38 protein-coding genes are annotated in these 26,950 nt (G+C 57.0%); 1 reads left to right on the top strand and 37 read right to left on the bottom strand.

Annotated features, from left to right (window positions below; all coding sequences use genetic code 11):
- The 3 genes from REH59_RS02385 to REH59_RS02375 form a co-directional block, all read right to left on the bottom strand.
- Positions 1 to 1,212, bottom strand: coding sequence for a site-specific integrase (locus REH59_RS02385; RefSeq protein WP_319006589.1), 1,212 nt, complete (start codon positions 1,210 to 1,212; stop codon positions 1 to 3).
- Between the two features lie 142 nt (positions 1,213 to 1,354).
- Complete coding sequence (locus tag REH59_RS02380; protein ID WP_003255446.1) at positions 1,355 to 1,900, bottom strand: single-stranded DNA-binding protein; 546 nt, start codon at positions 1,898 to 1,900, stop codon at positions 1,355 to 1,357.
- A 9-nt stretch (positions 1,901 to 1,909) separates the two neighbouring features.
- Positions 1,910 to 3,304 carry an MFS transporter gene (locus tag REH59_RS02375; protein ID WP_014860904.1) on the bottom strand — a complete coding sequence of 465 codons (1,395 nt, stop codon included), beginning with the start codon at positions 3,302 to 3,304 and terminating at the stop codon, positions 1,910 to 1,912.
- A 129-nt stretch (positions 3,305 to 3,433) separates the two neighbouring features.
- Between REH59_RS02375 and uvrA the strand changes: the two genes are divergently transcribed.
- Positions 3,434 to 6,268 (top strand): excinuclease ABC subunit UvrA, encoded by a 2,835-nt coding sequence (gene uvrA, locus REH59_RS02370; RefSeq protein WP_014860903.1) that lies wholly within the window; start codon positions 3,434 to 3,436, stop codon positions 6,266 to 6,268.
- Positions 6,269 to 6,340: 72 nt separating this feature from the next.
- On the opposite strand, the gene bfr is transcribed toward uvrA, so the two are convergent.
- From bfr to rpsL, 34 genes are all read right to left on the bottom strand, one after another.
- On the bottom strand, positions 6,341 to 6,805 hold the full coding sequence (gene bfr, locus REH59_RS02365; RefSeq protein WP_003255449.1) for a bacterioferritin: 465 nt from the start codon (positions 6,803 to 6,805) through the stop codon (positions 6,341 to 6,343).
- Positions 6,806 to 6,968: 163 nt separating this feature from the next.
- A complete protein-coding gene (locus REH59_RS02360; protein ID WP_014860902.1) occupies positions 6,969 to 8,408 on the bottom strand; it encodes a catalase in 1,440 nt (479 codons plus the stop codon).
- A gap of 172 nt (positions 8,409 to 8,580) precedes the next feature.
- Entirely contained in the window at positions 8,581 to 8,967 is a 387-nt protein-coding gene (gene rplQ / locus REH59_RS02355) for a 50S ribosomal protein L17 (protein WP_003255451.1), read from the bottom strand.
- A gap of 42 nt (positions 8,968 to 9,009) precedes the next feature.
- Positions 9,010 to 10,011, bottom strand: a complete 1,002-nt coding sequence (locus tag REH59_RS02350) for a DNA-directed RNA polymerase subunit alpha (RefSeq protein ID WP_003255452.1) — start codon at positions 10,009 to 10,011, stop codon at positions 9,010 to 9,012.
- Positions 10,012 to 10,033: 22 nt separating this feature from the next.
- Entirely contained in the window at positions 10,034 to 10,654 is a 621-nt protein-coding gene (gene rpsD / locus REH59_RS02345; protein ID WP_003255453.1) for a 30S ribosomal protein S4, read from the bottom strand.
- A 15-nt stretch (positions 10,655 to 10,669) separates the two neighbouring features.
- The gene (gene rpsK, locus REH59_RS02340; protein ID WP_003255454.1) at positions 10,670 to 11,059 is read right to left on the bottom strand and encodes a 30S ribosomal protein S11; all 390 of its coding nucleotides are present in this window, start codon (positions 11,057 to 11,059) and stop codon (positions 10,670 to 10,672) included.
- Between the two features lie 18 nt (positions 11,060 to 11,077).
- A complete protein-coding gene (rpsM, locus tag REH59_RS02335; RefSeq protein ID WP_003255457.1) occupies positions 11,078 to 11,434 on the bottom strand; it encodes a 30S ribosomal protein S13 in 357 nt (118 codons plus the stop codon).
- A 131-nt stretch (positions 11,435 to 11,565) separates the two neighbouring features.
- Positions 11,566 to 11,682, bottom strand: coding sequence for a 50S ribosomal protein L36 (gene rpmJ, locus REH59_RS02330; RefSeq protein WP_002555468.1), 117 nt, complete (start codon positions 11,680 to 11,682; stop codon positions 11,566 to 11,568).
- Positions 11,683 to 11,710: 28 nt separating this feature from the next.
- Positions 11,711 to 13,042 (bottom strand): preprotein translocase subunit SecY, encoded by a 1,332-nt coding sequence (secY, locus tag REH59_RS02325; protein ID WP_003255459.1) that lies wholly within the window; start codon positions 13,040 to 13,042, stop codon positions 11,711 to 11,713.
- The gene (rplO, locus tag REH59_RS02320) at positions 13,043 to 13,477 is read right to left on the bottom strand and encodes a 50S ribosomal protein L15 (RefSeq protein WP_003255461.1); all 435 of its coding nucleotides are present in this window, start codon (positions 13,475 to 13,477) and stop codon (positions 13,043 to 13,045) included.
- A 3-nt stretch (positions 13,478 to 13,480) separates the two neighbouring features.
- Entirely contained in the window at positions 13,481 to 13,657 is a 177-nt protein-coding gene (gene rpmD / locus REH59_RS02315; RefSeq protein WP_003255463.1) for a 50S ribosomal protein L30, read from the bottom strand.
- A gap of 2 nt (positions 13,658 to 13,659) precedes the next feature.
- Complete coding sequence (rpsE, locus tag REH59_RS02310; RefSeq protein ID WP_003255465.1) at positions 13,660 to 14,160, bottom strand: 30S ribosomal protein S5; 501 nt, start codon at positions 14,158 to 14,160, stop codon at positions 13,660 to 13,662.
- Between the two features lie 3 nt (positions 14,161 to 14,163).
- On the bottom strand, positions 14,164 to 14,514 hold the full coding sequence (gene rplR, locus REH59_RS02305) for a 50S ribosomal protein L18 (protein WP_003255467.1): 351 nt from the start codon (positions 14,512 to 14,514) through the stop codon (positions 14,164 to 14,166).
- Positions 14,515 to 14,524: 10 nt separating this feature from the next.
- The gene (gene rplF / locus REH59_RS02300) at positions 14,525 to 15,058 is read right to left on the bottom strand and encodes a 50S ribosomal protein L6 (protein ID WP_003255469.1); all 534 of its coding nucleotides are present in this window, start codon (positions 15,056 to 15,058) and stop codon (positions 14,525 to 14,527) included.
- A 12-nt stretch (positions 15,059 to 15,070) separates the two neighbouring features.
- Positions 15,071 to 15,463, bottom strand: a complete 393-nt coding sequence (rpsH, locus tag REH59_RS02295) for a 30S ribosomal protein S8 (RefSeq protein ID WP_003255471.1) — start codon at positions 15,461 to 15,463, stop codon at positions 15,071 to 15,073.
- A gap of 208 nt (positions 15,464 to 15,671) precedes the next feature.
- On the bottom strand, positions 15,672 to 15,977 hold the full coding sequence (gene rpsN / locus REH59_RS02290; RefSeq protein ID WP_003255472.1) for a 30S ribosomal protein S14: 306 nt from the start codon (positions 15,975 to 15,977) through the stop codon (positions 15,672 to 15,674).
- A 13-nt stretch (positions 15,978 to 15,990) separates the two neighbouring features.
- Positions 15,991 to 16,530 carry a 50S ribosomal protein L5 gene (gene rplE, locus REH59_RS02285; protein ID WP_003255474.1) on the bottom strand — a complete coding sequence of 180 codons (540 nt, stop codon included), beginning with the start codon at positions 16,528 to 16,530 and terminating at the stop codon, positions 15,991 to 15,993.
- A gap of 20 nt (positions 16,531 to 16,550) precedes the next feature.
- Positions 16,551 to 16,865 carry a 50S ribosomal protein L24 gene (gene rplX / locus REH59_RS02280; protein ID WP_003255476.1) on the bottom strand — a complete coding sequence of 105 codons (315 nt, stop codon included), beginning with the start codon at positions 16,863 to 16,865 and terminating at the stop codon, positions 16,551 to 16,553.
- Between the two features lie 11 nt (positions 16,866 to 16,876).
- Positions 16,877 to 17,245, bottom strand: a complete 369-nt coding sequence (rplN, locus tag REH59_RS02275; protein WP_002555479.1) for a 50S ribosomal protein L14 — start codon at positions 17,243 to 17,245, stop codon at positions 16,877 to 16,879.
- 23 nt (positions 17,246 to 17,268) lie between these two features.
- Complete coding sequence (gene rpsQ / locus REH59_RS02270) at positions 17,269 to 17,535, bottom strand: 30S ribosomal protein S17 (protein ID WP_003255478.1); 267 nt, start codon at positions 17,533 to 17,535, stop codon at positions 17,269 to 17,271.
- Positions 17,536 to 17,537: 2 nt separating this feature from the next.
- Entirely contained in the window at positions 17,538 to 17,729 is a 192-nt protein-coding gene (gene rpmC, locus REH59_RS02265; protein WP_002555481.1) for a 50S ribosomal protein L29, read from the bottom strand.
- Complete coding sequence (gene rplP / locus REH59_RS02260; protein ID WP_003255479.1) at positions 17,729 to 18,142, bottom strand: 50S ribosomal protein L16; 414 nt, start codon at positions 18,140 to 18,142, stop codon at positions 17,729 to 17,731. Before rplP ends, rpmC begins: the two co-directional genes overlap by 1 nt.
- A gap of 12 nt (positions 18,143 to 18,154) precedes the next feature.
- Positions 18,155 to 18,841: a 30S ribosomal protein S3 gene (rpsC, locus tag REH59_RS02255; protein ID WP_003255481.1), complete on the bottom strand. Its 687-nt coding sequence runs from the start codon at positions 18,839 to 18,841 to the stop codon at positions 18,155 to 18,157.
- Between the two features lie 13 nt (positions 18,842 to 18,854).
- Positions 18,855 to 19,187 (bottom strand): 50S ribosomal protein L22, encoded by a 333-nt coding sequence (gene rplV / locus REH59_RS02250; RefSeq protein WP_003103908.1) that lies wholly within the window; start codon positions 19,185 to 19,187, stop codon positions 18,855 to 18,857.
- Between the two features lie 11 nt (positions 19,188 to 19,198).
- Positions 19,199 to 19,474 (bottom strand): 30S ribosomal protein S19, encoded by a 276-nt coding sequence (rpsS, locus tag REH59_RS02245; protein WP_003255482.1) that lies wholly within the window; start codon positions 19,472 to 19,474, stop codon positions 19,199 to 19,201.
- Positions 19,475 to 19,490: 16 nt separating this feature from the next.
- Entirely contained in the window at positions 19,491 to 20,315 is an 825-nt protein-coding gene (gene rplB, locus REH59_RS02240; protein WP_003255483.1) for a 50S ribosomal protein L2, read from the bottom strand.
- A 14-nt stretch (positions 20,316 to 20,329) separates the two neighbouring features.
- On the bottom strand, positions 20,330 to 20,629 hold the full coding sequence (gene rplW, locus REH59_RS02235) for a 50S ribosomal protein L23 (protein WP_003255484.1): 300 nt from the start codon (positions 20,627 to 20,629) through the stop codon (positions 20,330 to 20,332).
- Entirely contained in the window at positions 20,626 to 21,228 is a 603-nt protein-coding gene (rplD, locus tag REH59_RS02230; RefSeq protein ID WP_003255485.1) for a 50S ribosomal protein L4, read from the bottom strand. Before rplD ends, rplW begins: the two co-directional genes overlap by 4 nt.
- 12 nt (positions 21,229 to 21,240) lie before the next feature.
- Positions 21,241 to 21,876, bottom strand: coding sequence for a 50S ribosomal protein L3 (gene rplC / locus REH59_RS02225; protein ID WP_003255486.1), 636 nt, complete (start codon positions 21,874 to 21,876; stop codon positions 21,241 to 21,243).
- An 80-nt stretch (positions 21,877 to 21,956) separates the two neighbouring features.
- Positions 21,957 to 22,268 carry a 30S ribosomal protein S10 gene (gene rpsJ, locus REH59_RS02220; protein ID WP_003186070.1) on the bottom strand — a complete coding sequence of 104 codons (312 nt, stop codon included), beginning with the start codon at positions 22,266 to 22,268 and terminating at the stop codon, positions 21,957 to 21,959.
- 142 nt (positions 22,269 to 22,410) lie between these two features.
- Positions 22,411 to 23,604, bottom strand: a complete 1,194-nt coding sequence (gene tuf / locus REH59_RS02215) for an elongation factor Tu (RefSeq protein ID WP_003255489.1) — start codon at positions 23,602 to 23,604, stop codon at positions 22,411 to 22,413.
- Positions 23,605 to 23,631: 27 nt separating this feature from the next.
- Positions 23,632 to 25,779: an elongation factor G gene (fusA, locus tag REH59_RS02210; RefSeq protein WP_003255490.1), complete on the bottom strand. Its 2,148-nt coding sequence runs from the start codon at positions 25,777 to 25,779 to the stop codon at positions 23,632 to 23,634.
- A gap of 30 nt (positions 25,780 to 25,809) precedes the next feature.
- Positions 25,810 to 26,280: a 30S ribosomal protein S7 gene (gene rpsG, locus REH59_RS02205; protein ID WP_003246741.1), complete on the bottom strand. Its 471-nt coding sequence runs from the start codon at positions 26,278 to 26,280 to the stop codon at positions 25,810 to 25,812.
- Between the two features lie 106 nt (positions 26,281 to 26,386).
- Entirely contained in the window at positions 26,387 to 26,758 is a 372-nt protein-coding gene (rpsL, locus tag REH59_RS02200; RefSeq protein ID WP_003255492.1) for a 30S ribosomal protein S12, read from the bottom strand.
- Positions 26,759 to 26,950 lie beyond the last annotated feature (192 nt).

Genomic DNA, 26,950 nt, shown 5'->3' with positions numbered 1-26,950 from the left:
TCACTCATCATTACCAGCTCCACTTTCACGGTTCATGTATCGCTCTTGAAGCTCTAGGCCCGCTTGCTGCGCCTTTTCCTTCGTACGCCGCCCGTTGTAGATAGATGCGGTTCCTGAAGTCTCATCCCAGCCCATCCAGTACGAACGCGTTTTTTCCTCTTCCTCAGGACTCATTCCGCGCTGCTCAGCGATGCGAGAGAATTCGTAGTTCCAGTTGTGCCGTAATGCATGGGCGTGAAAACCAGCGCCTTGGACAAGATCACCTAGTTTCACCATCCACTTGCTGAAAGCACCTATGGAGAGTGGCGCACCTTCGGTGGGGCCCGATTTATGTGTGATAAACAGGAAATCGTGCCTCCGGGCACCAGGAACTTTGCACCGTTGCTTCGAGACGTACTCGTAAACTCGTTTCATAAGCTCAGGATGGATACGCAGGCGTCTTGGCAGGGTTTTGGCGGTTGGCTGGTGTTTTCGCATATCGACGTTCGAGTCTGGACGCCGTACGACCGACATGATGTTCGCACCAAAATCGAAATCTGAAATCCGCAGATTAAGCAGCTCCCCTCGCCTAATCCCTGTCAGCTTGAGGATGAAGAAAACCAAGGCGTTCCGCAGCTGAACACCATATTCCTTAGCAGGGTTGTTCTGTGCCTCTGGCCTGAGAGCATCTTCGATTACCTGGATCACCTCGTCGGTAAGGTAGATCTCATCCCGAGCTTGCGCAGACTTTTGAGGCTTGCTGGGCCGATGCGCCTTGATTGCCTCGACCATCTTTTTGATCCGGTCGTCATCAAGGCCAGGTGCCAACCTGTGCGCTAGGAACTCAAGGTAATTGGCGACGATTGACAGCCGGAAATAATGAACGCTAGCGCCCACTACCTTCAGCTTTTTCTTGATTGGGGTGACCTTTTGCTTCTCATCGGTGAGCAGCGAGCGCTGAAGAAAGTCGCACAGGTCTCTGATTTGGTTTTGGTCGAGTAGCTCGCTACGCGAAAGTATCGACTCTGCGCTCAGGCCAGAATGAGCCTCCCAGGCGCAGAAAGCCTTGAGTGCGTTGAGCGCATTCGTGATCGAGTTAGCGGCAAGTGAGCGGGCGCGCAGCTGCCAGGTTGCGAACAGAGTGGGATAGAAAAGCGGCATCCCCTGGCCGTCGACCAAGACCGAAAACCTTTCGCCGTCCGACCCCCTAAACCTTCGGATTGTGATGTCCATGTCCGCACCAATACTTTACATTTTTACATGGTTGCAGACCAATAAAAAAACGTCAACATAAATTTTACAGTCCCAAAAACGCAAAACCCCCGCATGGCGGGGGTTCTGGCTTCAGACTTTACAAAAAAGTCCGAGGTAGTCGCTAGAACGGAATATCGTCATCGAAGCTGTCGAAGTCAGCCGCCGGCTGCGGCGCAGGCTGTTGCGGCGCTGGGCGCTGAGGGGCCTGTTGCGGGCGCTGGGCCTGCTGGCGTGGCGGTGCCTGGTTGTACTGTTGCTGCTGGCCGCCACCGTAATTGCCGCCACCCTGGTTGTATGGGTCGCCGCCCTGCTGCTGGCCTTGCGGACGACCGCCGAGCAGCTGCATGGTGCCGTTGATGTCGACGATGATCTCGGTGGTGTAGCGCTTGATGCCGTCTTTTTCCCACTCGCGGGTCTGCAACTTGCCTTCGATGTAGCACTGCGAACCCTTGCGCAGGTACTCGCCAGCGATTTCGGCAACCTTGCCGAACAGCGACACACGGTGCCACTCGGTACGCTCGACCTTCTGGCCCGACTGCTTGTCAGTCCACTGCTCGCTGGTGGCCAGGCTCAGGTTGGTCACGGCGTTACCGTTGGGCAGGTAGCGGACTTCGGGATCCTGGCCACAGGTACCGACCAGAATGACTTTGTTAACCCCACGGGCCATAACGTTCTCCTAGGCTTCGCACGCCGAAGAGGCTGGATTCACCAGTCGCTCGAGGGTCGCACGGTCCAAAATTTTCGTATCCAGTTTGATATAGATGGCGGCTTCTTCTGCCACCACCACAGCGTCGGTCACACCCGGCACGGCCATCAGGCGCTCGGTCAGGCCGGCTTCCCGGACCGCCTCAGGCGTCAGGGGCATGCGCAGGCTGGTCACATATGGCGGCTCGTTCATGCGCAAGGCGACGATCAGCCAGATAGCACACAGCACCGCGCTACCGAGGAACACCGTGTTCAGCCCACCGTGCTGGAACAACCAGCCGCCAAGGATCCCGCCTAACGCTGCACCGAGGAACTGGCTGGTGGAATACACCCCCATTGCCGTCCCCTTGCCACCGGCAGGCGATACCTTGCTCACCAGAGAAGGCAGCGAAGCCTCCAGCAGGTTGAATGCGGTAAAGAATACCACGGTGCCAATCACCAGTCCGCGCAAACCGTCAGCCCACTCCCAGAAGTATATCTCTGTCAGCAGCAGGACACTGACTGCGCCGGCCAACACTCGTTTCATCTTGCGCTTTTTTTCGCCGTAGATGATGAACGGGACCATTGCAAAAAATGAGATGAACAGCGCGGTCAGGTACACCCACCAATGCTGCTCCTTGGGCAGACCGCCACGCTCGACGAACGCCAGCGGCAGCGCAACGAAGCTGGCCATGAGGACGGCGTGCAGGATGAAAATGCTTATGTCCAGGCGCAGAAGGTCCGGATGACGCAGTGTCGGGCCGATGGCCTGGCGCGCCACCCCCGACTCGCGGTGCTGCAAAATGCTGTGGGTGTTGGGTACGACAAACGCGATCAACAGGATGCCGACCAAGGCAAGCCCGGCCGTAACCAGGAACAAACCTGACAAACCAAAGGCACTTGTCAGCAATGGACCAACGACCATGGCGACAGCAAACGACAGCCCGATGCTCATGCCGATCATGGCCATGGCCTTGGTCCGGTGTTGTTCGCGGGTGAGGTCCGACAGCAGTGCCATCACCGCGGCAGAAATTGCCCCCGCGCCCTGCAGGATGCGCCCGGCAATCACGCCCCAGATAGAGTCAGCCTGGGCCGCCAGCACACTGCCCAGGGCAAAGATCACCAGCCCCAGATAAATCACCGGCCGGCGACCGATGCGGTCGGAAACCATCCCGAACGGGATCTGCAATACCGCCTGGGTCAGGCCATAGGCACCAATGGCCAGGCCGATCAGGGCAGGCGTGGCGCCAGCCAGGTCCATGCCGTAGGTGGCCAGTACCGGCAAGACCATGAACATGCCCAGCATACGAAAGGCAAAGACCAGGGCAAGGCCGCCAGCGGCGCGGGTTTCGCCGCTACTCATACGCTCGTTGTGGGTGTCGTGCATGGATTAACCTCGTGTGAACCGGCGGCGATTCTATCAGTCCGACAGCTTGACGGCATCTACGCGACGCTTTGCCGCGTCATACTGGCGCGCCGTATACTTCCTTGTTTATGCCCGCCAAGCGAGGCCGCAGTGGACAAGATCCTGATTCGTGGGGCACGTACCCACAACCTGAAGAACATCGACCTGACCCTGCCCCGGGACAAGTTGATCGTGATCACCGGCCTGTCCGGTTCCGGCAAGTCGTCCCTGGCGTTCGATACCTTGTACGCCGAAGGCCAGCGCCGCTACGTGGAATCGCTGTCGGCCTACGCCCGGCAGTTCCTGTCGATGATGGAAAAGCCCGACGTCGACACCATCGAAGGCCTGTCGCCGGCGATTTCCATCGAGCAGAAGTCGACCTCGCACAACCCGCGCTCCACGGTCGGCACCATCACCGAAATCTACGACTATCTGCGCCTGTTGTACGCCCGCGTCGGTACTCCACGCTGCCCGGACCACGATATCCCGCTGGAGGCGCAAACGATCAGCCAGATGGTCGACCTGGTGCTGGAGCGCCCGGAAGGCAGCAAGCTGATGCTGCTCGCGCCGGTGGTGCGCGAGCGCAAGGGCGAGCACCTGGCGGTGTTTGACGAGCTTCGCGCCCAGGGCTTCGTGCGGGCCAGGGTCAACGGCAAGCTCTACGAACTCGATGAATTGCCCAAGCTGGACAAACAGAAGAAGCACAGCATCGATGTGGTGGTGGACCGCTTCAAAGTCCGCGCCGACCTGCAACAGCGCCTGGCCGAATCGTTCGAGACCGCGTTGAAGCTGGCCGATGGTATTGCCCTGGTGGCACCGATGGACGACGAACAAGGCGAGGAGACGATCTTCTCCGCGCGCTTCGCCTGTCCGGTGTGCGGCCACGCGATCAGCGAGCTGGAACCGAAGCTGTTCTCCTTCAACAACCCGGCGGGCGCCTGTCCGACTTGCGACGGCCTGGGGGTCAAGCAGTTCTTCGACACCAAACGCCTGGTCAACACGGAACTGACCTTGGCCGAAGGCGCGATCCGCGGCTGGGACCGGCGTAACGTGTACTACTTCCAGATGCTCGGTTCGTTGGCAGCGCACTACGGCTTCAGCCTGGAGGAGCCATTCGGTGAGCTGTTGGCCGAACACCAGAGGGTGATCCTGCAGGGCAGCGGCAAGCAGAGTGTCGACTTCAAATACCTCAACGACCGAGGCGATATCGTCAAGCGATCGCACCCGTTCGAAGGCATTGTGCCGAACCTTGAGCGCCGCTACCGCGAAACCGAATCGGCCACAGTGCGTGAAGAACTGGCCAAGTTCCTTGGTACGCAACCGTGCCCGGATTGCCGGGGTACGCGCCTGCGCCGCGAGGCGCGCCATGTGTGGGTGGGCGAGAAAACCCTGCCGGCGGTAACCAATTTGCCGATCGGTGAAGCCAGCAACTACTTTGGTCAACTGACCCTCACCGGCCGCCGTGGCGAAATCGCGGCAAAAATCCTCAAGGAAATCTGCGAACGACTTCAGTTCCTGGTCAATGTCGGCCTCGACTACCTGACCCTGGATCGTAGCGCCGACACCTTGTCCGGCGGTGAAGCGCAACGTATCCGACTCGCCAGCCAGATCGGCGCCGGTCTTGTGGGGGTGATGTACATCCTCGATGAACCGTCCATCGGCCTTCATCAACGCGACAACGACCGCCTGTTGGCCACCCTCAACCATTTGCGCGACCTGGGCAACACGGTGATCGTGGTGGAACACGACGAGGACGCCATTCGGCTGGCCGACTACGTGGTGGATATCGGCCCGGGCGCCGGTGTTCACGGTGGGCAGATCGTCGCCGAGGGCTCGCCTCAGGAGGTCATGGACCATCCCGATTCGCTGACTGGCAAGTACCTGTCCGGGCGCAAGAAGATCGTCGTGCCGGCCAAGCGCACACCGCGCAACAAGAAGCTGCAGCTCAAGCTCAAAGGCGCGCGTGGCAACAACCTGCAGAACGTCGACCTGGAAGTACCAATCGGCCTGCTGACCTGCGTGACTGGTGTATCCGGCTCGGGCAAATCGACGCTGATCAACAACACCCTTTTCCCCTTGGCCGCCACGGCACTCAATGGCGCAAGCAGTCTGGAAGCCGCACCGCACAGCAGCATGGACGGCCTGCAGCACCTGGACAAGGTGGTGGATATCGACCAGAGCCCGATCGGCCGCACACCACGCTCCAACCCGGCGACCTACACCGGCATCTTCACCCCGATCCGCGAGCTGTTCTCCGGTGTACCGGAGTCACGCTCGCGTGGTTATGGTCCGGGGCGTTTCTCATTCAACGTCAAGGGGGGCCGTTGCGAGGCCTGCCAGGGCGATGGCCTGATCAAGGTGGAAATGCACTTCCTGCCGGACATCTACGTGCCGTGTGACGTGTGCAAGAGCAAGCGCTACAACCGCGAAACCCTGGAGATCAAGTACAAGGGCAAGAACATCCACGAGGTGCTGGAAATGACCATCGAGGATGCCCGAGAGTTCTTCGATGCGGTGCCGGCGCTGGCGCGCAAGCTGCAAACGTTGATGGATGTGGGCCTGTCGTACATCAAACTGGGGCAATCAGCGACCACGTTGTCCGGCGGTGAGGCGCAGCGGGTGAAGCTGTCGCGCGAACTGTCCAAGCGCGATACCGGCAAGACCTTGTACATCCTCGACGAACCTACTACCGGTCTGCACTTTGCCGATATCCAGCAGCTGCTGGATGTGTTGCATCGCCTGCGCGACCACGGCAATACCGTGGTGGTGATCGAGCATAACCTGGATGTGATCAAGACCGCCGACTGGCTGGTTGACCTGGGGCCTGAGGGCGGCTCCAAGGGTGGGCAGATCATTGCCTGCGGTACGCCAGAAGAGCTGAGCGAGATGAAGCAGTCATATACCGGCCATTACCTGAAACCATTGCTGGAGCGGGACCGGGCCTAAGTGTTGCCAGCGCAATGAAAAAGCCCCTGGTACCGATGGTGCCAGGGGCTTTTACTTGAGCCTGTGGGTAACTTACATCTGCGACTGCAGGTAGTTTTCCAGCCCAATGGCCTTGATCAGGCCCTGCTGCTTCTCAAGCCAGTAGGTGTGATCTTCTTCGGTGTCGGCCAGCTGCGCACGCAGGATGTCACGACTGACGTAGTCCTTGTGCAGTTCGCATAGCTCGATGCCTTTACAAAGCGCACCGCGCACCTTGTATTCGAGCTTGAGGTCTGCCTCGATCATTTCCGGCACGGTGCTACCGACCTCCAGGTCATCCGCACGCATGTCAGGGGTCCCTTCGAGCATGAGGATACGACGCATCAGGGCATCGGCGTGCTGCGTCTCTTCCTCCATCTCGTGGTTGATGCGCTCGTAGAGCTTGGACAGGCCCCAGTCTTCGTACATGCGCGAATGAATGAAGTACTGGTCGCGTGCCGCCAGTTCGCCCTTCAGCAGCGTGACGAGATAGTTGATTACATCCGGGTGGCCTTGCATCGCCCTGATTCTCCATGTGAAAACGTCTATGCCACATAGTGTGAACCAGCTTTTGCCTATGGTCACTGAAAAACGCGCAATCAGACGCAAAAAATCGGTTAAACAGTAGTGATATTCATTGAAAAACCGCCCAAATGAGGGCGGTTCTTCTTATCACTTCGACTTAGGCGAGATTGATGCCCAAAGCCTTCGCAATCCCTTCGCCATAGGCCGGATCCGCCTTGAAGAAGTACTGTAGCTGACGCTGAATCACGTCTTCGCTGACACCCGCCATGGTACCGGCGATGTTGCTGATCAGCAGGGCTTTCTGCTCATCGCTCATCAAACGGAACAACGCGCCGGCATGACTGAAGTAGTCAGTGTCCTCACGGTGATCGTAGCGATCAGCCGAACCATTCAGGGCCAATGCTGGCTCAGCATGACGTGGCGACTGTTTCGGGGCATCGCTGTAGCTGTTTGGCTCGTAGTTCGGTGCACTACCGTAACTGCCGGTGGCCATCGAGCCGTCGCGCTGATAGCTGTTGACCGGGCAACGTGGCGCGTTGACTGGCAATTGCTGGTGGTTGGTGCCAACGCGATAGCGGTGCGCGTCGGCGTAGGCGAATACACGGCCTTGCAGCATGCGGTCCGGTGAAAGACCGACGCCGGGCACCATATTGCTCGGGCCGAACGCGGCCTGCTCGACCTCTGCAAAATAGTTGAGCGGGTTGCGGTTGAGCTCCAGCACACCCACCTCGATGAGCGGATAATCCTTCTGCGACCAGGTCTTGGTCACGTCGAATGGGTTCTCGTCGCGGCTGGCAGCCTCGGCTTCGCTCATCACCTGAATGCAGACAGTCCAGCGCGGGTAGTCGCCACGCTCAATGGCCTCGAAGAGGTCGCGCTGAGCGTAATCCGGGTCGGTACCTGCCAGGCGTGCAGCGTCTGTCGGGGTGAGGTTCTTGATGCCTTGTTGGGTCTTGAAGTGCCACTTGACCCAAGTGCGTTCGCCCTTTGCATTGATCAGGCTGTAGGTGTGGCTGCCAAAGCCATGCATGTGGCGATAGCCGTCCGGAATGCCACGGTCGGAAAAGAGGATGGTGACCTGGTGCAGCGCTTCTGGGGAATGCGACCAGAAGTCCCACATCATCTGAGCGTTCTTCAGGTTGGACTGCGGATGGCGTTTCTGGGTGTGGATAAAGTCCGGGAATTTCAGTGGGTCGCGAATGAAGAACACTGGCGTGTTGTTACCGACGATGTCCCAGTTGCCTTCCTCGGTGTAGAACTTCACCGCGAAGCCACGCGGGTCACGCTCGGTATCTGCAGAGCCGCGCTCGCCACCAACGGTGGAGAAGCGTAAGAAAGTCTCGGTTTGTTTACCGACCTCTTCGAACAGCTTGGCGCTGGTATAGCCGGTGATATCGTGAGTAACGGTAAAGGTACCGTAGGCGCCCGAGCCTTTGGCATGGACGCGACGCTCAGGAATGTTCTCGCGATTGAAATGGGCGAGCTTCTCGATCAGGTGGAAGTCGTCGAGCAACAGCGGACCGCGCGGGCCGGCGGAGCGGGAGTTCTGGTTGTCGGCTACAGGTGCACCGCTGGCGGTGGTGAGAATCTTGCTCATGGGCTCTCCTTTTCGGTCTTCAAGGGCCGGCTAATCGGCTGTAGAGAGAGTATTGACGAGCAAGATTACAGGAACAAATTCATTACATGACTTACATCAATAGAAATAAACAATAGATGTAAAAACAAAAAACCGGGCACTAGGCCCGGTTTTTTGTAGCAGACAGAACGTCTTACTCAGCAGCTTCTACAGCACCGCCGACCGGACGATCAACCAGCTCGACGTACGCCATAGGCGCGTTGTCGCCAGCGCGGAAACCGCACTTCAGGATGCGCAGGTAGCCGCCCTGACGGGTGGCGTAACGCTTGCCCAGGTCGTTGAACAGTTTGCCAACAGCGGACTTCGAACGGGTACGGTCGAAGGCCAGACGACGGTTAGCAACGCTGTCTTCCTTGGCCAGGGTGATCAGCGGCTCGGCAACGCGGCGCAGTTCCTTGGCTTTCGGCAGGGTGGTTTTGATCAGCTCGTGCTCGATCAGCGACACTGCCATGTTCTGGAACATAGCCTTGCGGTGAGAGCTGGTACGGCTCAGGTGACGTCCACTTTTACGATGACGCATGATTCATTCCTTACCAAACACTACGTTCGGTGATTACGACGATCAGGCGGTCGCCTTGTCGTCTTTCTTAAGACTTGCAGGCGGCCAGTTGTCGAGGCGCATGCCGAGAGACAGACCACGAGAGGCCAGAACGTCCTTGATTTCAGTCAGGGACTTCTTACCCAGGTTAGGAGTCTTCAACAGCTCTACTTCGGTACGCTGAATCAGGTCGCCGATGTAATAGATGTTCTCCGCCTTGAGGCAGTTGGCCGAACGTACAGTCAGTTCCAGGTCGTCAACCGGACGCAGCAGGATCGGATCGATCTCGTCTTCCTGCTCGACTACGACAGGCTCGCTGTCACCTTTGAGGTCGACGAACGCGGCCAGCTGCTGTTGCAGAATGGTCGCAGCGCGGCGGATAGCCTCTTCAGGATCCAGGGTGCCGTTGGTTTCCAGATCAATGACCAGTTTGTCCAGGTTGGTACGCTGTTCAACACGGGCGTTCTCGACCACATAGGCGATACGACGCACCGGGCTGAAGGAGGCGTCCAACTGCAGACGGCCAATGCTACGGCTTTCGTCTTCGTCGGTTTGACGGGAGTCGGCCGGCTCGTAACCACGACCACGAGCTACAGTGAGCTTCATGTTCAGAGCGCCGTTCGACGCCAGGTTCGCGATTACGTGATCGGGGTTGACGATCTCGACATCGTGATCCAGCTGAATATCGGCAGCGGTAACCACCCCCGAACCCTTTTTCGACAAGGTCAGCGTAACTTCGTCACGACCATGCAGTTTGATAGCGAGACCTTTCAGGTTCAACAGGATTTCAATTACGTCTTCCTGAACACCTTCGATCGCGGAGTACTCATGGAGTACGCCATCGATCTCGGCCTCGACTACTGCACAGCCAGGCATGGAGGACAACAGGATGCGGCGCAGCGCGTTGCCCAGGGTATGGCCGAAACCACGCTCGAGAGGCTCGAGCGTAATTTTGGCGCGGGTCGGACTGACTACCTGCACATCAATGTGGCGGGGAGTCAGGAACTCATTTACCGAAATCTGCATGGATGCACCTATTTTCTAGCCCTTACTTGGAGTAGAGCTCGACAATCAGGTTTTCGTTGATGTCGGCAGACAGGTCGCTGCGAGCAGGAACGTTCTTGAAAACGCCCGACTTTTTAGCAGCATCCACGTCAACCCACTCAACGCGGCCACGCTGGGCGCACAGTTCAAGGGCTTGAACAATGCGCAACTGGCCCAGCGATTTCTCGCGGACTGCGACCACGTCACCCGGACGAACTTGGTAGGATGGAATGTTTACAGTCTTACCGTTGACGCTGATCGCTTTGTGCGAAACCAGCTGACGGGACTCGGAACGAGTCGAGCCGAAGCCCATACGGTAAACGACGTTATCCAGACGGCACTCGAGCAGTTGCAGCAGGTTCTCACCGGTTGCGCCTTTTTTCGAGGCAGCAGCTTGGTAGTAACCGCGGAACTGACGCTCCAGAACACCGTAGATACGACGGACTTTTTGTTTCTCACGCAGCTGGGTGCCGTAGTCGGACTGACGGCCACGGCGCTGGCCGTGGATACCTGGGGCTGCTTCGATATTGCACTTCGATTCCAGAGCGCGAACGCCGCTCTTCAGGAACAGATCGGTGCCTTCACGACGAGACAGTTTGCATTTTGGACCAATGTAACGTGCCATTCTTCTGTCTCCTGATTACACGCGACGCTTCTTCGGCGGACGGCACCCGTTGTGCGGGATTGGCGTCACGTCGGTGATGCTGGCGATCTTGTAGCCGCAGCTGTTCAATGCACGAACGGCGGACTCACGACCTGGACCTGGACCCTTGACGTTAACGTCGAGGTTCTTCAGACCGTATTCCAGCGCAGCTTGACCAGCACGCTCAGCAGCGATCTGAGCTGCGAACGGGGTGGATTTGCGCGAACCACGGAAACCCGAACCACCGGAGGTCGCCCAGGACAAAGCATTGCCCTGACGGTCGGTGATGGTCACGATGGTGTTGTTGAAAGAAGCATGGATGTGGGCGATGCCATCAACCACTGTCTTTTTGACTTTCTTACGAGGACGAGCAGCAGGTTTTGCCATGTCTATATTCCTGGGCGATTACTTGCGGATCGGCTTACGCGGGCCCTTACGGGTGCGTGCGTTGGTCTTGGTGCGCTGACCGCGAACCGGCAGACCTTTACGATGACGCAGGCCGCGGTAGCAACCCAGGTCCATCAAGCGCTTGATCTTCATGTTGATGTCACGACGCAGGTCACCTTCGGTGGTGAACTTCGCGACTTCGCCACGCAGGGTTTCGATTTGCTCGTCGCTCAGATCCTTGATCTTAGCGGCTGGGTTTACACCAGCGTCTGCACAAATCTTCTGTGCAGTTGTGCGACCGACACCATAGATGTAGGTCAGCGAGATAACAGTATGCTTGTTATCTGGAATGTTGACGCCTGCAATACGGGCCATTCAGTGGGACTCCAATTGACAGCTACCTACGCCCCGGAAGCCAAGAAATAGGGCGCGAGATAATATCGCTGTAGAAACGAATAATCAACCCAGCAGCACACTAGCTGCTGGGTTTGAAGCGCAGATCACACTCAGCCTTGGCGCTGTTTGTGACGCGGTTCCGCGCTGCAGATCACTCGTACGACGCCTTCGCGACGGATGATCTTGCAGTTACGGCACAGCTTTTTCACCGATGCACGAACTTTCATTACCGACTCCTCGAACCTTAGGGGCGTATCAGCGCAGCAAACCGCTGCCACCGTAGCCTTTCAGGTTGGCTTTCTTCATCAGGGATTCGTACTGGTGCGAAACGAGGTGCGATTGTACTTGGGACATGAAGTCCATCACAACCACTACCACAATCAGCAACGAGGTCCCGCCAAGGTAGAACGGCACATTTGCTGCCACCACCAGGAACTGGGGCAGAAGGCAGACGGCCATCATGTAAAGAGCACCGAACATGGTCAAACGGGTCAGAACGCCATCAATGTAGCGCGCCGACTGCTCACCAGGACGGATACCCGGAATAAAGGCACCGGACTTCTTCAGGTTTTCCGCTACGTCTTTCGGGTTGAACATCAACGCTGTGTAGAAGAAGCAGAAGAAAATGATCCCTGCACTAAACAGCAGAATGTTCAACGGCTGACCAGGAGCGATCGACTGCGAGATGTCCTGCAGCCAGCCCATACCTTCGGACTGACCAAACCAGGCACCCAGCGAAGCCGGGAACAGCAGAATGCTGCTCGCGAAAATGGCCGGGATAACCCCCGCCATGTTCACCTTCAGCGGCAAGTGGCTAGTCTGCGCAGCGAAGACCTTGCGGCCCTGCTGACGCTTGGCGTAATGAACGGCGATACGACGCTGACCACGCTCAATGAACACCACAAAACCGATAATCGCTACTGCCAGCAAACCGATGGCGACCAAGGCGAAAATGTTGATATCGCCTGTGCGTGCAGACTCGAAAGACTGCCCGATTGCTCTCGGAAGACCGGCAACGATACCTGCGAAGATCAACATCGAGATACCGTTGCCCACACCGCGCTCGGTGATCTGCTCGCCCAGCCACATCATGAACATCGCGCCTGCCACGAAAGTGGAAACAGCGACGACGTGGAAGCCCAGGCCTGCAGAAAACGCCACGCCCTGGTTGGCCAGGCCAATGGACATGCCAATGGCTTGGACCAGTGCCAGGATAACGGTGCCGTAGCGGGTGTACTGGCTGATCTTGCGACGGCCAGCTTCACCTTCCTTCTTCAACTGCTCCAGTTGCGGGCTGACCGCCGTCATCAACTGCATGATGATCGATGCCGAGATGTACGGCATGATCCCCAGTGCAAAGATGCTCATGCGCTCGAGCGCGCCACCGGAAAACATGTTGAACAAGCTAAGAATGGTCCCCTCATTCTGCCGAAACAGATCCGCCAGACGGTCCGGATTGATGCCGGGAACCGGGATATGCGCACCTATCCGATAGACGATGATCGCCATGAACAGAAAGCGCAGACGAGCCCAGAGTTCCGACATCCCGCCCTTACCGAGCGAAGAGAGAGCACCTTGCTTAGCCATTTATTCCTCGAATTTGCCGCCAGCTGCTTCGATAGCCGCACGCGCACCCTTGGTGGCTGCGATACCCTTGATGGTGACTGCGCGAGTAACTTCGCCAGACAGCATGATTTTCACACGCTGAATGTGCTGGTTGATCACGTTGGCATCCTTCAGGGATTGCACGGAGATCACGTCGCCTTCCACTTTGGCCAACTCGGACAGACGCACTTCAGCGCGGTCCATGGCTTTCAGGGAAACGAAGCCGAACTTCGGCAGGCGACGGTGCAGCGGCTGTTGACCGCCTTCGAAGCCAGGAGCGATCGAACCACCCGAACGGGAAGTCTGACCTTTGTGGCCACGGCCGCCGGTCTTACCCAGACCGCTACCGATACCACGACCTGGACGATGCTTCTCGCGACGGGAACCCGGCGCTGGACTCAGATCATTGAGTTTCATCGATTAGCCCTCGACCTTCAGCATGTAGTAAGCCTTGTTGATCATCCCGCGGTTCTCGGGAGTATCCTGGACTTCTACAGTGTGACCGATGCGACGCAGACCCAGGCCTTTAACACACAGCTTGTGGTTAGGCAGACGGCCCGAGACGCTCTTGATCAGCGTTACTTTTACGGTTGCCATGATCAGAAGATCTCCTCGACGCTCTTGCCACGCTTGGCGGCAATGGATTCAGGAGATTGCATGGCTTTCAGACCCTTGAAGGTGGCGTAAACCACGTTCACTGGGTTGGTCGAACCGTAGCACTTGGCCAGAACGTTCTGAACACCAGCAACTTCCAGGACAGCACGCATTGCGCCACCGGCGATGATACCGGTACCTTCCGAGGCAGGCTGCATGTAAACCTTCGAGGCGCCGTGGGCAGCCTTGGTGGCGTACTGCAGGGTGGTGCCCTTCAGGTCAACCTGGATCATGTTGCGGCGAGCAGCTTCCATGGCCTTCTGGATCGCGGCTGGTACTTCGCGCGACTTGCCACGGCCGAAGCCAACACGACCTTTACCATCACCAACCACGGTCAGCGCGGTGAAGGTGAAGATACGGCCGCCTTTTACGGTTTTGGCAACGCGGTTAACTTGAACCAGCTTCTCGATGTAGCCTTCGTCGCGCTTTTGATCGTTATTTGCCATAACTTAGAACTCCAGCCCGCCTTCACGAGCAGCATCAGCCAGCGCTTTGACGCGGCCATGGTACTTGAAGCCGGAACGGTCAAAGGCAACTTGAGATACACCGGCGGCTTTCGCACGCTCAGCTACCAGCTTGCCAACCTTAGTGGCCGCGTCGATGTTGCCAGTGGCGCCATCACGCAGGTCTTTGTCCAAGGTCGAGGCGCTTGCCAGAACCTTGCTGCCGTCGGCCGAAATGACCTGGGCGTAGATGTGCTGCGAGGAGCGGAACACGCACAGGCGCACGACTTCGAGTTCGTGCATCTTGAGACGTGCTTTGCGAGCGCGACGCAGTCGAATAACTTTTTTGTCGGTCATTTACTAGGCCCTACTTCTTCTTGGCTTCTTTACGACGGACTACTTCGTCCGCGTAACGCACACCTTTACCTTTGTAAGGCTCTGGCGGACGGAAGTCGCGGATTTCAGCGGCCACCTGACCTACCAGCTGCTTGTCGATACCCTTGATCAGGATGTCGGTCTGGCTAGGTGTTTCAGCGGTGATACCGGCTGGCAGTTCGTAGTCCACTGGGTGAGAGAAGCCCAGGGCCAGGTTCAGGACGGTGCCTTTAGCCTGTGCCTTGTAACCAACACCGACCAGCTGGAGCTTGCGCTCGAAGCCTTGGCTTACGCCTTGGACCATGTTGTTGACCAGAGCGCGGGTGGTACCGGCCATGGCACGAGCTTGCTGGTCACCATTGCGAGCGACGAAACGCAGCTCACCAGACTCTTCGGTAACTTCAACAGACGAGTGAACGTTCAGTTCGAGAGTACCTTTGGCACCCTTCACCGAAAGCTGCTGGCCGGCGAATTTGACTTCGACACCGGATGGCAGCTTAACGGGGTTCTTAGCGACGCGAGACATGTCTATCCCCCCTTAGAACACTGTGCACAGAACTTCGCCGCCGACACCGGCAGCGCGCGCAGCGCGATCAGTCATCACACCTTTGTTGGTGGAGACGATAGACACGCCCAGACCGCCACGTACTTTCGGCAGATCGGTGACGGCCTTGTACTGGCGCAGGCCTGGACGGCTGGAGCGCTTCAGTTCCTCGATGACCGGACGGCCTTCGAAGTACTTCAGTTCGATCGACAGGGAAGGCTTGGCCTCACCAGTTACCTGGTAGCCAGCGATGTAACCTTCGTCCTTCAGAACTTTGGCAACCGCGACCTTCAGGGTAGAGGAAGGCATGCTTACGACGGACTTTTCAGCCATCTGGGCATTACGGATGCGAGTTAGCATGTCCGCTAACGGGTCCTGCATACTCATGGGCTAGATGCTCCTGATACAAGAATTATTAGCCTTGCGGCTATGACAACCACCCGAACGGTTTGGGCAAAAACCCAGGCTCAGGTGAGCCGGTCATTCTAGACACAAGGCAGAAACGAAACAAGCCCCATATAGGGGCTTGTTTGTTGGCAAGGTCACCGGCGGTCGGAAGATTGCTCTCCTTCCACCCGTGCCTTGCCTGCAGCGATTACCAGGAGGCCTTGACCAGGCCTGGTACGTCACCGCGCATTGCAGCTTGACGCAGCATGTTACGGCCCAGGCCGAACTTACGGTATACACCGTGAGGACGACCGGTCAGGCGGCAACGGTTGCGCAGGCGCGAGGCGCTAGCGTCGCGTGGCTGCTTCTGCAGAGCGACAACGGCAGCGAAACGCTCTTCTGGAGAGGCGTTCAGGTTGACGATGGTCGCTTTCAGCTCAGCACGCTTCTTGGCGAACTTTGCTACCGTGAGCTGACGCTTCAGCTCGCGGTTTTTCATGCTCTTCTTGGCCATTTTCCTACTCCAATCAGTTGCGGAACGGGAACTTGAAAGCACGCAGCAGAGCGCGGCCTTCGTCGTCCGAACGAGCAGTGGTGGTCAGGGTGATGTCCAAACCGCGCAGAGCATCGATCTTGTCGTAGTCGATTTCCGGGAAGATGATCTGCTCTTTCACGCCCATGCTGTAGTTGCCACGACCATCGAAGGACTTGGCATTCAGGCCGCGGAAGTCGCGAACCCGAGGCAGGGAGATCGCCAGCAGGCGGTCCAGGAATTCGTACATCTTGTCGCTACGCAGGGTCACCTTGACGCCGATCGGCCAGCCTTCGCGGACTTTGAAGCCAGCGATGGATTTGCGAGCGAAAGTCACGACCGGCTTTTGACCGGTGATCTTTTCCAGGTCGGCAACAGCGTGCTCGATGACTTTCTTGTCGCCGATCGCTTCGCCCAGACCCATGTTCAGGGTGATCTTGGTAACGCGCGGAACTTCCATCACGTTCGACAGCTTAAGTTCTTCCTTAAGCTTAGGAGCGATTTCGTTCCGGTAAATCTCTTTCAGTCGTGCCATGGTCTTCTACCTAGCAGTGTTCAAGCATCAACCGCTTTTTGGGTCGACTTGAAGACACGAATTTTTTTACCGTCTTCTACTTTGAAACCAACGCGGTCAGCCTTGTTGGTTTCACCGTTGAAGATGGCAACGTTGGAAGCGTGCAGAGGCGCTTCTTTCTCGACGATACCGCCCTGTACGCCCGCCATCGGGTTAGGCTTGGTATGACGCTTGACCAGGTTCACGCCACCGATAACCAGACGGTCATCAGCCAGAACCTTCAGCACCTTACCGCGCTTACCTTTGTCTTTGCCGGCGATCACGATGATCTCGTCGTCACGACGAATCTTTTGCATGTCGGATCTCCTTACAGCACTTCAGGGGCGAGCGAGACGATCTTCATGAACTTCTCAGTACGAAGTTCACGGGTCACTGGCCCGAAGATGCGAGTGCCGATCGGCTCTTGCTTGTTGTTCAGCAGAACAGCAGCGTTGCCGTCGAAACGAATGATGGAACCGTCAGCGCGACGAACACCATGACGGGTACGTACGACGACAGCGGTCATCACCTGGCCTTTTTTGACCTTACCGCGCGGAATTGCTTCCTTGACGGTTACTTTGATGATGTCACCGATACCGGCGTAACGGCGGTGCGAACCGCCGAGTACCTTGATGCACATGACGCGACGAGCGCCGCTGTTATCGGCCACATCGAGCATGGATTGAGTCTGAATCATAAAATTTCTCCGACCCCTAGCCCTTAGACTTCAACAGCGCGTTCGAGGACTTCAACCAGTGCCCAGGACTTGGTCTTGGCCAGCGGACGGGTTTCACGGATGGAAACCTTGTCGCCGATCTTGCACTGGTTGGCTTCGTCGTGCGCGTGCAGCTTAGTCGAACGCTTAACGTATTTACCGTAGATCGGGTGCTTTACGCGACGCTCGATCAGAACGGTGATGGTCTTGTCCATTTTGTCGCTGACGACACGGCCAGTCAGCGTACGGACGGTTTTTTCAGCTTCAGCCATGATCACTTACCTGCCTGCTGGTTGAGCACAGTTTTCACGCGAGCGATGTCACGCTTAACTTGCGAGAGCAGGTGCGACTGCCCCAACTGGCCAGTTGCTTTCTGCATACGCAGATTGAACTGGTCGCGCAGCAAGCCGAGCAGTTGCTCGTTCAGTTGCTGTGCCGATTTTTCACGAAGTTCATTCGCTTTCATCACATCACCGTCCGCTTAACAAAGGAGGTGGCGAGAGGCAGCTTTGCAGCAGCCAGGGCGAAAGCTTCGCGCGCCAGCTCTTCAGAAACACCCTCGATCTCGTACAGGACTTTGCCTGGCTGGATCTGGGCAACCCAGTATTCCACGGAGCCCTTACCTTTACCCATACGAACCTCAAGAGGTTTTTTGGAGATCGGCTTGTCCGGGAACACACGGATCCAGATCTTACCGCCACGCTTAACGTGACGGGTCAGCGCACGACGTGCGGACTCGATCTGGCGAGCGGTGAGGCGACCGCGAGCAACAGCTTTCAGGGCGAATTCGCCGAAGCTGACTTTGCTACCGCGCAGTGCCAGACCACGGTTGTGGCCAGTCATCTGCTTGCGGAATTTTGTACGCTTTGGTTGCAACATTTGGCGTACCCCTTACTTAGCAGCTTTTTTACGAGGCGCTGGTGCTTGTGGTTTCAGTTCTTCTTGGCGACCACCAATAACTTCGCCTTTGAAGATCCAAACCTTCACACCGATCACACCGTAAGTGGTGTGAGCTTCGTAGGTGTTGTAGTCGATATCGGCACGCAGGGTGTGCAGAGGCACACGACCTTCGCGATACCACTCGGTACGAGCAATCTCAGCACCGCCGAGACGACCGCTCACCTGGATCTTGATGCCCTTGGCACCAATACGCATGGCGTTCTGTACCGCGCGCTTCATGGCGCGACGGAACATTACACGGCGTTCCAGCTGCTGAGCTACGCTCTGCGCAACCAGCATAGCGTCGAGTTCCGGCTTGCGGATCTCTTCGATGTTGATGTGCACAGGCACACCCATCTGCTTGGTCAGGTCCTGACGCAGCTTCTCGACATCTTCACCTTTCTTACCGATAACGATACCGGGACGAGCGGTGTGGATGGTGATGCGTGCAGTTTGAGCCGGACGATGAATATCGATACGGCTTACGGACGCGCTTTTTAGTTTGTCTTGGAGGTACTCACGCGTTTTCAGATCCTTCAACAGGTAATCTGCGTAAGTAGCACCGTCTGCGTACCAGACGGAGGTGTGCTCCTTGACGATTCCCAGGCGAATGCCAGTGGGATGTACTTTCTGACCCATCTGATCGACTCCGTTACTTGTCCGCAACCTTGACAGTGATATGGCAAGACCGCTTGACGATGCGATCAGCACGGCCTTTGGCACGTGGCATGATGCGCTTCAGCGAACGCCCTTCGTTGACGAAGACGGTGGAGACCTTCAGGTCATCAACGTCTGCGCCTTCGTTGTGTTCGGCGTTGGCTACGGCCGACTCGAGGACTTTCTTCATGATTTCAGCGGCTTTTTTGCTGCTGAAGGCCAACAGGTTGAGCGCTTCGCCCACCTTCTTCCCGCGAATCTGGTCGGCGACCAAGCGGGCTTTCTGGGCGGAGATGCGAGCGCCCGACAACTTAGCGGCTACTTCCATTTCCTTACCCCTTAACGCTTGGCTTTCTTGTCAGCCACGTGCCCGCGATAGGTGCGGGTACCGGCGAACTCGCCCAGTTTGTGGCCGACCATGTCTTCGTTCACGAGAACTGGAACATGCTGGCGACCGTTGTGAACCGCGATGGTCAGACCGACCATTTGTGGCAGGATCATCGAACGGCGCGACCAGGTTTTAACTGGCTTGCGATCGTTCTTCTCCACCGCCACTTCGACCTTCTTCAACAGGTGAAGATCGATAAAAGGACCTTTTTTCAGAGAACGTGGCACTGTCGTATCCCTCTAGTTACTTGCGACGACGGACGATCATGTTGTCGGTACGCTTATTACCACGGGTTTTAGCACCCTTGGTTGGGAAGCCCCATGGCGATACCGGATGACGACCACCGGAGGTACGACCTTCACCACCACCGTGTGGGTGGTCAACCGGGTTCATGGCAACACCACGAACGGTTGGGCGAACGCCGCGCCAGCGTTTGGCACCAGCTTTACCCAGCGAACGCAGGCTGTGCTCGGAGTTCGAGACTTCGCCCAGGGTCGCACGGCACTCAGCCAGGACTTTACGCATTTCACCAGAGCGCAGACGCAGGGTCACGTAGACACCTTCGCGAGCGATCAGCTGAGCCGAAGCACCAGCGGAACGAGCGATCTGAGCACCTTTACCCGGCTTCAGTTCGATGCCGTGAATGGTGCTACCTACTGGAATGTTGCGCAGTTGCAGGGAGTTACCGGCCTTGATTGGGGCCAGGGCACCTGCGATCAGCTGGTCGCCAGCGCTCACGCCTTTAGGCGCGATGATGTAGCGACGCTCACCGTCTGCGTAGCACAGCAGGGCGATGTGAGCAGTACGGTTTGGATCGTATTCGATACGCTCGACAGTGGCTGGAATGCCATCTTTGTCGTTGCGACGGAAGTCGACCAGACGGTAATGCTGCTTGTGACCACCACCAACGTGACGAGTGGTAATGCGGCCATTGTTGTTACGACCACCAGACTTCGATTTTTTCTCGATCAGCGGTGCGTGAGGAGCGCCTTTGTGCAGCTCCTTGTTGACCACCTTGACCACGAAACGGCGGCCAGGGGAAGTCGGTTTGCATTTAACGATTGCCATGATGCACCCCTTCCTTACTCAGCACTGCTGCTGAAATCGAGATCTTGGCCTGGCTGAAGGGAGACGATCGCCTTCTTCCAGTCATTACGCTTGCCCAGACCACGTGCGGTACGCTTGGTTTTACCCAGAACGTTAACAGTCGACACGTTTTCAACTTTTACGTTGAACAGGCCTTCGACAGCTTTCTTGATTTCCAGCTTGGTTGCATCAGTAGCAACCTTGAATACGAACTGGCCTTTTTTCTCAGCCAGAACGGTAGCCTTCTCGGAAACGTGCGGGCCAAGGAGGACTTTGAATACGCGTTCCTGGTTCATCCCAGCAGCTCCTCGAATTTCTTCACGGCCGAGACAGTGATCAACACTTTCTCGTATGCGATCAGACTGACCGGGTCGGAACCTTGTACGTCACGTACATCGACGTGCGGCAGGTTACGAGCAGCCAGGTACAGGTTCTGATCAACAGCGTCGGAAACGATCAATACGTCGCTCAGACCCATGCCGTTCAGCTTGTTCAGCAGATCTTTGGTTTTCGGTGCTTCAACAGCGAAGTCCTGAACCACGACCAGACGGTCGCTACGCACCAGCTCAGCGAGGATGGAGCGCAGAGCTGCGCGATACATCTTCTTGTTGAGCTTTTGCGAGTGATCTTGAGGGCGAGCTGCGAAGGTTACACCACCGCCACGCCAGATCGGACCACGAGTGGTACCAGCACGAGCACGGCCAGTACCCTTCTGACGCCATGGGCGCTTACCGCCACCAGCCACGTCGGAACGGGTCTTCTGCTGCTTGGTGCCCTGACGGCCGCCGGCCATGTAGGCCACGACTGCTTGGTGAACCAGCGTCTCGTTGAATTCGCCACCGAAAGTCAGTTCGGAAACTTCGATCGCCTGAGCGTCATTTACATTAAGTTGCATGTCAGTTTCCCCTTAACCGCGAGCCTTGACAGCTGGACGTACAACCACGTCGCCGCCAGTAGCGCCAGGTACGGCACCCTTGATCAGCAGCAGGTTGCGTTCAGCGTCTACGCGAACTACTTCCAGGGACTGAACAGTCACGCGCTCGGCGCCCATGTGACCGGACATTTTCTTGCCCTTGAACACACGACCAGGAGTCTGGCACTGGCCGATGGAACCAGGAACACGGTGCGACACGGAGTTACCGTGGGTGTTGTCCTGACCACGGAAGTTCCAGCGCTTGATGGTACCGGCGAAGCCTTTACCTTTGGACTGACCAGTAACGTCAACCAGCTGGCCTGCAGTGAAGAGTTCAGCTTTGATCAGATCGCCAGCCTGGAAATCGCCTTCTTCAAGACGGAACTCCCAAACACCGCGACCAGCGGCAACGTTGGCCTTGGCGAAGTGGCCTGCCTGAGCGGCAGTCACACGCGAAGCACGACGCTCGCCGACAGTGACTTGCACTGCACGGTAGCCATCGGTTTCTTCAGTTTTGAACTGGGTGACGCGATTCGGCTCGATCTCAATGACCGTGACCGGAATGGAGACACCTTCTTCGGTGAAAATGCGGGTCATACCGCACTTGCGACCGATTACACCAATAGTCATGTTGTAAACCTCATGAGTGTACGGGGCTTTCACCCGCTATGGCCGCCCATTTCAGAGCGTTACACGACTAGACCGAAGTCTTAGCCGAGGCTGATCTGTACTTCCACACCTGCCGCCAGATCAAGCTTCATCAGCGCGTCAACGGTTTTATCCGTTGGCTGGACGATGTCCAGAACACGCTTATGAGTGCGAATCTCGTACTGGTCACGCGCGTCTTTGTTGACGTGCGGGGAAACCAGAACGGTGAAACGCTCTTTGCGGGTAGGCAGTGGAATTGGACCACGCACTTGTGCACCAGTACGTTTCGCGGTTTCCACGATTTCCTGGGTGGATTGGTCGATCAGGCGATGGTCGAAAGCCTTCAACCTGATACGGATTTGCTGATTTTGCATTGGATTTCAGACTCCAGGCTGTTCCCAACGGACGCACTACGCCCGCTAAAAGGAGGCGTGATTCTATAGACGCCCCCAATTAGTGTCAACCCAATAAAAAAAACCCCCGCTGAGCGGGGGTTTTTTTCAATCGGTCGAGTGATTACTCGATGATTTTGGCCACAACGCCGGCGCCGACGGTACGACCGCCTTCACGGATAGCGAAGCGCAGACCGTCTTCCATTGCGATGGTCTTGATCAGGGTAACAGTCATCTGAATGTTGTCACCTGGCATTACCATTTCAACGCCTTCCGGCAGTTCGCAGTTACCGGTCACGTCAGTGGTACGGAAGTAGAACTGTGGACGGTAGCCTTTGAAGAACGGAGTGTGACGGCCGCCTTCTTCCTTCGACAGGACATAGACTTCTGCGGTGAACTTGGTGTGCGGCTTGACCGAACCTGGCTTGACCAGAACCTGACCACGCTCAACGTCGTCACGCTTGGTGCCACGCAGCAGAACGCCGCAGTTCTCGCCAGCACGACCTTCATCCAGCAGCTTGCGGAACATCTCAACACCGGTGCAGGTGGTGGTGGTGGTGTCACGCAGACCAACGATTTCCAGCGGATCCTGAACGCGGACGATACCACGCTCGATACGACCGGTAACAACGGTACCACGACCCGAAATCGAGAACACATCTTCGATCGGCATCAGGAACGGCTGGTCGATGGCACGAACTGGCTCAGGAATGTAGCTGTCCAGAGTTTCTACCAGCTTCTTAACAGCGGTAGTGCCCATTTCGTTGTCGTCTTTGCCTTCCAGCGCCATACGAGCCGAACCGATGATGATCGGGGTGTCGTCGCCTGGGAAGTCATAGGTGGACAGCAGGTCGCGAACTTCCATCTCGACCAGTTCCAGCAGCTCAGCGTCGTCCACCAGGTCAGCCTTGTTCAGGAAGACCACGATGTACGGAACGCCTACCTGACGGGACAGCAGGATGTGCTCACGGGTTTGTGGCATCGGACCATCGGCGGCCGAGCAAACCAGGATCGCGCCGTCCATCTGGGCAGCACCGGTGATCATGTTCTTCACGTAGTCAGCGTGACCTGGGCAGTCAACGTGAGCGTAGTGACGAATGGTCGAGTTGTACTCAACGTGAGCGGTGTTGATGGTGATACCGCGCGCTTTTTCTTCCGGAGCCGAGTCGATCTTGTCGAACTCAACGATTGCCGAACCGAAAACTTCGGAGCAAACGCGAGTCAGAGCTGCGGTCAGAGTGGTCTTACCGTGGTCAACGTGGCCGATGGTGCCGACGTTAACGTGGGGAAGGGAACGATCAAATTTTTCTTTAGCCACGACAGTGAACCTCTTGCCTAAAGGGGATTAGCCTTGTTTTTTAACGAGTGCTTCGACGATGTTCGACGGAGCTTCGGCGTATTTGGAGAATTCCATGGAGTAGCTTGCGCGACCCTGAGACATGGAACGAACGTCGGTTGCGTAACCGAACATCTCTCCGAGCGGTACTTCAGCACGGACGACACGGCCAGAGACCGACTCATCCATACCCTGGACCAGACCACGACGACGGTTCAGGTCACCCATCACGTCACCCAGGTAGTCTTCCGGGGTTACAACTTCGACTTTCATGATCGGCTCGAGAACCACGCCACCGCCCTTCTGGGCCAGTTGCTTGGTCGCCATCGAAGCAGCGATTTTGAACGCCATTTCGTTGGAGTCGACGTCGTGGTACGAACCGTCGAATACCGCGGCCTTCAGGCCGATCAGAGGATAACCGGCAACAACGCCGTTTTTCATCTGCTCTTCGATACCCTTCTGGATCGCAGGGATGTATTCCTTAGGAATCACACCACCAACGACTTCGTTGGAGAACACCAGACCTTCAGTGATGTTGCCCTTGTCGTCCACGTCCGGCTCGGAGAAGCGAACCCAGCAGTGACCGAACTGACCACGACCACCCGACTGACGAACGAACTTGCCTTCGATCTCGACGTTGGATTTGGTGATCTTCTCGCGGTACGAAACCTGCGGCTTGCCGATGTTGGCTTCGACGTTGAATTCGCGCTTCATGCGGTCAACGAGGATATCCAGGTGCAGCTCACCCATACCGGAGATGATGGTCTGACCGGTTTCTTCATCGGTCTTGACGCGGAACGATGGGTCTTCCTGAGCCAGCTTGCCCAGTGCGATACCCATCTTCTCCTGGTCCTGCTTGGTTTTCGGCTCTACAGAGAGCGAAATCACAGGCTCAGGGAAGTCCATACGCTCAAGGATGATCGGCTTGTCGGCGTTGCACAGGGTATCACCAGTGGTGACGTCCTTCATGCCGATCAGAGCAGCGATGTCGCCTGCACGTACTTCTTTGATCTCTTCACGCTGGTTGGCGTGCATCTGGACCATACGACCAACGCGCTCTTTCTTGCCCTTGACCGAGTTGATGACGGAGTCACCGGAGGTCAGGAAGCCCGAGTAAACGCGAACGAAGGTCAGAGTACCAACGAACGGGTCGGTGGCAATCTTGAAGGCCAGGGCCGAGAACGGCTCGTCGTCGTCAGCATGACGCTCGTCGAATTGCTCTGGCTTGACTTCGTCCTTAGGCACATCGATCAGGTCAGGGTGGATACCCTTGATCGCCGGGATCTCGGTCGGAGCTGGCAGGAAGTCGATAACGGCGTCGAGAACCAGGGGAACACCCTTGTTCTTGAACGACGAACCGCAGACAGCCGGAACGATCTCGCTGGCCAGGGTGCGCGCGCGCAGGCCTGCCTTGATCTCTTCGACGGACAGCTCACCTTCTTCAAGGTACTTGTTCATCAGCTCTTCGGTGGCTTCGGCGGCGGCTTCAACCATGTTGTTGCGCCATTCGTTAGCCAGCTCGACCATATCCGCAGGAATTTCTTCCTCGCGGTAGGTAGTACCCTTGTCGTCGTCGTTCCAGTAGATAGCCTTCATCTTGATCAGGTCAACCTGACCCTGGAAGTTATCTTCCGAACCGATGGCCAGCTGAACAGGAACCGGAGTGTGACCCAGACGGTTCTTGATCTGACCTACGACGCGCAGGAAGTTTGCACCAGCACGGTCCATCTTGTTCACGTAAACAACACGCGGAACGCCGTACTTGTTGGCCTGACGCCATACGGTTTCGGACTGCGGCTCAACGCCGGAGGTGCCACAGAACACAACGACCGCGCCGTCGAGTACACGCAGCGAACGCTCTACTTCAATGGTGAAGTCAACGTGGCCAGGGGTATCGATGACGTTTACGCGGTAGTTGTCATACTGACCACGGGAACCCTTCCAGAAGGTGGTAACGGCAGCGGAGGTAATGGTGATACCCCGCTCCTGCTCCTGCACCATCCAGTCGGTGGTCGCGGCGCCGTCATGCACCTCGCCCATTTTGTGGCTCAGACCTGTGTAGAACAGGATCCGCTCGGTAGTGGTGGTCTTGCCCGCGTCAACGTGGGCACAGATACCAATGTTACGGTAGCGGTTAATTGCTGTAGTACGAGCCATAAAGCCCTCGCAAAAAGATTGATGCTTGAATTAGAAGCGGTAGTGCGAGAACGCTTTGTTGGCTTCAGCCATACGGTGAACGTCTTCACGCTTCTTGACTGCAGCACCCTTGCCTTCGGCAGCATCCAGCAGCTCGCCGGCCAGACGCAGAGCCATCGACTTCTCGCCGCGCTTGCGGGCGTAGTCTACGAGCCAGCGCATTGCCAGAGCGTTACGACGGGATGGACGAACTTCAACCGGAACCTGGTAAGTGGCACCGCCGACACGACGGGACTTTACTTCGACCAGCGGAGCGATGGCGTCGAGAGCTTTCTCGAAGATTTCCAGGGGGTCGCTGTTCTTGCGTGCTTTGACGGTATCCAGGGCACCGTAAACGATGCGCTCGGCTACGGCCTTCTTGCCGCTTTCCATCACGTGGTTCATGAACTTCGCGAGGATCTGGGATCCGTACTTCGGATCGTCAAGGATCTCACGTTTTGCTGCTACACGACGTCTTGGCATGATAAGCCCTCAAACGGTCTTCAGGTTAGCCCGGGACCAGGTCATTCGACCCACGCCCGACCTTACTCTTATCGACTCAAAAAAATGGATGTCTGCAAACGACCGATTACTTCGGACGCTTGGTACCGTACTTCGAACGACCCTGGTTACGGCCTTTAACGCCCGAAGTATCCAGAGAGCCGCGAACGGTGTGGTAACGAACACCTGGCAAGTCTTTTACACGGCCGCCACGAATCAGGACGACGCTGTGCTCTTGCAGGTTGTGGCCTTCACCACCGATGTACGAGGAAACCTCGAAACCGTTGGTCAGACGCACACGGCATACTTTACGCAGTGCCGAGTTAGGTTTTTTCGGCGTGGTGGTGTACACACGGGTGCACACGCCACGACGCTGCGGGCAGTTCTGCAGCGCAGGAACGTCGGACTTCTCGACCGAACGCTTACGCGGCTGACGTACCAGCTGGTTGATAGTTGCCATCTACTAGCTCCACTGATTGTCTTGCGACTCTATTGTCTTGCAAGAAAGCCAAAAATTGGCGAGACGGAGCCTCACCAAATTTAAGGGTACAAAAGTCTAAAGAGGATCTTGCACCCAGTCAAGACGAGGCCCCGGCCCTCCCCGCCCGATCATCGGCAACATTTCATGTCGCCGATGCTCGCCCGAGGCTTG

It is taken from the genome of Pseudomonas sp. BO3-4 (genome assembly GCF_034044115.1).
Lineage (GTDB): Bacteria > Pseudomonadota > Gammaproteobacteria > Pseudomonadales > Pseudomonadaceae > Aquipseudomonas > Aquipseudomonas alloputida.
Note: the sequence above shows the minus strand (reverse complement) of the source record. Positions and strands in the feature narration are given on the sequence as shown.